The 5,132-nt window shown below is 63.7% G+C and carries 5 protein-coding genes; 4 read left to right on the forward strand and 1 reads right to left on the reverse strand.

Annotation, left to right across the window (positions count from 1 at the left end; translation table 11 throughout):
• Nucleotides 1-81: 81 nt before the first annotated feature.
• Complete coding sequence (locus NKJ40_RS31455) at nucleotides 82-1,659, reverse strand: alkaline phosphatase family protein (protein WP_352469345.1); 1,578 nt, start codon at nucleotides 1,657-1,659, stop codon at nucleotides 82-84.
• Nucleotides 1,660-1,882: 223 nt separating this feature from the next.
• On the opposite strand from NKJ40_RS31455, the gene NKJ40_RS31460 reads away from it, so the two are divergent.
• The 4 genes from NKJ40_RS31460 to NKJ40_RS31475 all read left to right on the forward strand — a co-directional run bounded on the left by NKJ40_RS31460 (nucleotide 1,883) and on the right by NKJ40_RS31475 (nucleotide 4,999).
• Complete coding sequence (locus NKJ40_RS31460; RefSeq protein ID WP_292659191.1) at nucleotides 1,883-2,815, forward strand: VOC family protein; 933 nt, start codon at nucleotides 1,883-1,885, stop codon at nucleotides 2,813-2,815.
• A gap of 10 nt (nucleotides 2,816-2,825) precedes the next feature.
• A complete protein-coding gene (locus tag NKJ40_RS31465) occupies nucleotides 2,826-3,461 on the forward strand; it encodes an alpha/beta hydrolase (protein WP_352469346.1) in 636 nt (211 codons plus the stop codon).
• Complete coding sequence (locus tag NKJ40_RS31470; protein WP_352469347.1) at nucleotides 3,454-3,753, forward strand: GNAT family N-acetyltransferase; 300 nt, start codon at nucleotides 3,454-3,456, stop codon at nucleotides 3,751-3,753. Before NKJ40_RS31465 ends, NKJ40_RS31470 begins: the two co-directional genes overlap by 8 nt.
• Nucleotides 3,754-3,940: 187 nt before the next feature.
• Nucleotides 3,941-4,999 carry a dipeptidase gene (locus tag NKJ40_RS31475; RefSeq protein WP_352469348.1) on the forward strand — a complete coding sequence of 353 codons (1,059 nt, stop codon included), beginning with the start codon at nucleotides 3,941-3,943 and terminating at the stop codon, nucleotides 4,997-4,999.
• The last annotated feature ends 133 nt before the right edge of the window (nucleotides 5,000-5,132 follow it).

A 5,132-nucleotide genomic window follows, 5' to 3' on the forward strand; every position in this document is an offset into this window, starting at 1 on the left:
CACAAAACCCCCAATTTCCCGGGCTAAAGGCGCCACCCCCCCCAACCCACCCCCCCGCCCGGCACCGGGGGGGGGCTTTGCTTATGTCGTGGGAAAGCCGGCGACATGGCCGGCAACGCCATTGTCCGTCAATTCGGCGAGTGCCAGAGACTGGTCGAGATGCTCGGCCCGCCAGGCGAGCAACTTCTCGGCAAATTCCAGCCGTGCCGGCAGATAGGCTGGGTCGTCAGCGACGTTGGTCAGCTCGCCGTCATCTTTTTCCAGGTCGAAGAGCAAGGGCGGTAGGCCGCCGCCGAAATGCACATATTTGAACTTTTGCGTGCGGATGACGGCGAGATTGCACTGACGCGGACCGATGCCGAAATACCGTTCTGCATCACCATCCGCGATCGAGCGGAAATCGAACTCCCAATGCGCCGCATCGCGCCAATTGTCCGGCTCCGTTGCGTCCAGGAAAGGCGCCAGCGAGCGGCCGTCGAGATGCGGCAGCACTTCGCCGCCAGTGAGCTCGAGCCCAGTGAGCTCGTGCAAGGTTGGCGCCAAATCCACCGCCTCGGTGAAGCGGTCGACGCTGCTGCCGGCAGCCTTGGGGCGGCGCGGATCGCGAATGATCAGCGGAACATGGAAGCTGCCGTCGAAGAAGCCGCCTTTGCCCAGCATGAAATGATCGCCCATCATCTCGGCGTGGTCTGAGGTCAGCACGATGACGGTGTCGTCCCATGCATCGGCCGCCTTGACCGCTTGCCAGACACGGCCAAGCTGCGCGTCGACCTCCGAGATCATGCCGTAATAGAGCGCCCGGATGCCGCGAAAATTGTCGTCGCCCCAGTCGCGCACCTTGCCCTCCGAGCCGGGACGGAATTTCGACCGTTCCTGCCGGTCAAGTTCATAGGCGAGATATGGGTGGCTTGCTGCTTCGGCCTGCCAGCTTTCGGCGCGGTCAAAAGCTGGACCGATGGCCGGATCGTACATGGCGTTGTAAGGCGCCGGCACGATGAAGGGCGGGTGGGGGCTGATGAAGGAAAGATGCGCGAACCACGGGGCATCGCGCTCCTGCTCGCCGAGCCAGCGGATGAATTCGCCGGCCAGGAAGGCCGACGGCGTCTCGTCCTTCGAATAGATTGGCGGAGCGTTGCTGATCCCGCCGTCGTTTTCCAGGATTTCGCCCACCGGCCGGTGGATGGCGGGGGAGGTGGCGCCGGCATCGACGCCGCGCGCCTTGAGCCATGATAGCCAGGGCTTCTGGTGCTCGGGCAGAAGCTGGCGCACGGTGAAGCCGGGCAGCACGCCTTCATAGCTCTTCAGCTGCGGGTCGCCAGGCGCCAGCGTGCGCGGGTCGCGCGCCATGTCGGTATAGCCGAACAGCGTCGGATCATAGCCGAGGGCGCGCGCCCAGAGGGCTATGTTGCCGTGGCGGGCGTCGAGCGGCGTGCCGTTGCCGCAAACACGATTGTTCATCTGGTAGAGGCCGGTGTAGAGGCAGGCGCGCGCTGGCGAGCAAGGTGCGGCGCCGCCATAGTGCTTCTTGAACAGAACGCCCTCGGCAGCCAACGCGTCGGCATTCGGCGTCCTTACCACCTTGTGGCCAGCAGCCGATAGGCAGTCGCCGCGCCACTGGTCGCAGGTGATCAGGAGAATGTTGGGGCGTTTTCCACTCAACCGCGGTATCCTCACGCTGGCTACATGCGTCGCTCATGGAGCGCAATTTCGGCGAGTGTGCAAGCCGGTCCAGTTTGCCGAATGGTGAACAAAACCTGCTTCATCGTTCACTTTAACAGCACAGTCCATTCTGTGTTTGCCGCCTTTGCGGCCAGGAGGCGGATGCTCATATTTGCGTGGACAGCGGCAAGGGCCGCACCGGCACAAGGAAAGGAGCAGAAACATGCTCGACCAGGTCAAGGGCCTGCATCACGTCACCTCGATGGCAAGCGATGCGCGCCAGAACAATGAATTCTTCACCGGGACGCTCGGCCTGCGGCGGGTCAAGAAAACCGTCAATTTCGACGCACCCGACGTCTACCACCTCTATTACGGCGACGAGGTCGGCACGCCCGGCTCGGTGATGACCTATTTCCCGTTCCCGAACATCGGCAAAGGCCGCCATGGCGTCGGCGAAGTCGGTACCACCGCTTACTCGGTGCCCGAGGGCACGCTCGGCTATTGGGAGAAACGGTTTGCCGAGCAAGGTGTCACCGGGCTGTCCGGCGAGGAGACGTTCGGCGAGAAGCGTCTTGTCTTCGCCGGTCCCGACGGCGACGGGTTTGCACTGGTCGAAGACAGAGCGGACAGCCGTGCGCCATGGGCCAAGGGTGGCATTCCCACCGACGAGGCGATCCGCGGTTTTCACTCGGTGTCGCTCAGGCTGAAAGATGGCGGCGCCACCGAAGAGCTGCTGAAATTCATGGGTTATGAGGAGGTCGACAAGTCCGGCAACGTCAGGCGGCTGGCGGTGAAGAACGGCAACGGCGCCGACGTCGTCGACATCGAATCGCTGCCGGGGGCCGGCTTCGCCAATCTCGGCGCCGGCTCGGTCCACCATGTCGCTTTCGCCGTCGAGAACCGCGCCAAGCAGCTCGAAGTGCGCAAGGCGCTGCTCGATACAGGTTATCAGGTGACGCCAGTGATCGACCGCGATTATTTCTGGGCGATCTATTTCCGCACACCGGGCGGCGTGCTGTTCGAAGTCGCCACCAACGAGCCGGGCTTCGACCGCGACGAGGATACCGCCCATCTCGGCGAGGCGCTGAAACTGCCGTCGCAACACCAGCATTTGCGGCCCTATCTCGAGCAGCATCTGCAGAAACTGGAAGACTGAGGACAAGGTCATGAGCAAGGATTCGTATATTCACAAGGTGCTGCCCTGTTCGCCGGGCGGACCGCTGCTCTTCGTCTTTCATGGCACCGGCGGCGACGAGGCCCAGCTTCTGTCGCTTGGACGCGATCTCGCGCCGCAAGCGACAATCGTCGCTCCGCGCGGCGATGTCTCGGAACAAGGCGCCGCACGCTTCTTCCGCCGGACCGGCGAGGGCGTTTACGACATGGGCGACCTCACGCGAGCGACAGAGAAGATGGCCGGTTTCGTCACGGCGCATGTCGAGACGGCAAGGCCATCTTCGGTGCTCGGCCTCGGTTACTCCAACGGCGCCAACATCCTGGCCTCGGTGCTGTTTGCCGAACCGTCGCTGTTCGACGCAACGGTGCTGATGCATCCGCTGATCCCGTTCGAGCCGAAGGTCAAGGGCAGCCTTGACGGCAGCCGCATCCTGGTCACCGCCGGCAGGCGGGACCCGATCTGTCCGCCTGATTTGACGGCGCGGCTCGAAGCCTATTTGCGCGCCGATGGCGCCGATGTCACAGTCGAGTGGCATGACGGCGGCCATGAGGTGCGGCCGAGCGAGATCGAGGCGGCGCGGCGGTTGTTCGCCCTTGCGCCGGATGAAAGGACCGCAAGCCATGTCTGACCTATTGCCGGAGATCGAACTGGAGGACCGCGGCTCGAAGGGCCGCTACTTCCTGCTTGGGCCAGGCGGCGCCGAGGCGGAGATGACCTTCACCAAGATCGGTGAGCACCAGATCATCATCGACCATACCGAAGTGCCGGATGCATTTCGCGGCCAGGGCGCGGGGCTTCGCCTGGTCACCCGTGCCGTCGAGGATGCACGTGCGGCGGGCAAGACGATCATCCCGCTTTGCCCGTTCGCCAATGCTCAGTTCCGCCGCCATCCGGAATGGGCGGACGTGCTGAAGCGGTAAGAGGCAGCCCCTCGATGAATGACAGGAGAAAGGGTGCGCGGCTTTACCGCGTGCCCCTTCGGCCATTGGCGGCGTACAAACACAAGGCAAACATACGGGATTTGCGCAGAGCGCCCGTCTTGCCTAAGTATTGCCAACAAACCGGCTCGCCGTCTGCGGTCCGACCACTTCAACCGAATGGCCCTCCATGACCGAATCCGATCTCGTTCCCGTCTTCGACGGCCACAACGACACGCTGCTCAGGCTCTACCAGTCGAAGGATGCGGACGTCGAAAAGCTGTTCGTCGAGGGGACGCCGGGCGGCCATATCGACCTGCCACGCGCGAAGAAAGGCGGATTTGCCGGCGGCATGTTCGCGATCTTCCCGCCGCCTGTCGAGAAATCCAAACGCGGCGCCGTGCCGCTGGCACCGAGCGACAGCGAGCCCTTGCCGCCCGAGGTTCCTCGCGCCGATGCGCTCAACTCCACCGTAGCGATGGCCTCGATCCTGTTCAGGCTCGAGCGGGCTTCGGCGCTTACCGTCTGCCGAAGCGCCGGCGATGTGAGGAAGGCGATGGCGCAAGGCTCGATTGCGGCGGTGTTCCATATCGAAGGGGTCGAGGCGATCGACCCTGAGCTCACCTTGCTCGACGTTCTCCACGCAGCCGGCTTGCGCTCGCTCGGCATCGTCTGGAGCCGTCCCAATGCCTTCGGCCACGGCGTGCCGTTTCGCTTCCCGTCGTCGCCCGATACAGGGCCGGGGCTGACCGATGCCGGCAAGGCGCTGGTGAAAGCCTGCAACCAGCTGAAGATCATGATCGATCTTTCGCATCTCAACGAAAAAGGTTTCCGCGACGTCGTCGAGATCAGCGACGCACCGCTGGTCGCGACCCATTCCAACGTGCACGCGATCTGCGGCCATTCGCGCAATCTCACCGAATGGCAGCTCGGCGCGATCCGCGACTCCGGCGGCATGGTCGGGCTGAACTTCGCCACCGGGTTCCTACGAGAGGACGGCAGGATGAACGCCGACACCAGCCTCGACATCATGATGCGCCATGTCGATTCGCTGCTGCAGGCGCTGGGCGAAGACGGCGTCGGCCTAGGCTCGGATTTCGACGGCGCCATGATCCCGGCCGTGATAGGCGACGTTGCCGGCCTGCCAAGACTGCTCGACGCGTTCGCGGCACGCGGCTTCGGGCGCGCGCTGATCGAGAAGATCGCCTATCGCAACTGGCTAGGCATGCTGGAAAAGACCATCGGCTAGGCCTGTCGATATTCAGGTGAGGCCGGCCTGCAAACGATGGCTTCCTGCGCTTCCGGTGCTCATATGTGGACGGCCCCCTGCTTGCAAGGATTGGTTCGGATAGTTTGATCGGATCGCTTGCGCTCATATGTCC

Origin of the sequence: Mesorhizobium sp. M0119 (assembly GCF_040322615.1) — a bacterium.
GTDB lineage: Bacteria > Pseudomonadota > Alphaproteobacteria > Rhizobiales > Rhizobiaceae > Mesorhizobium.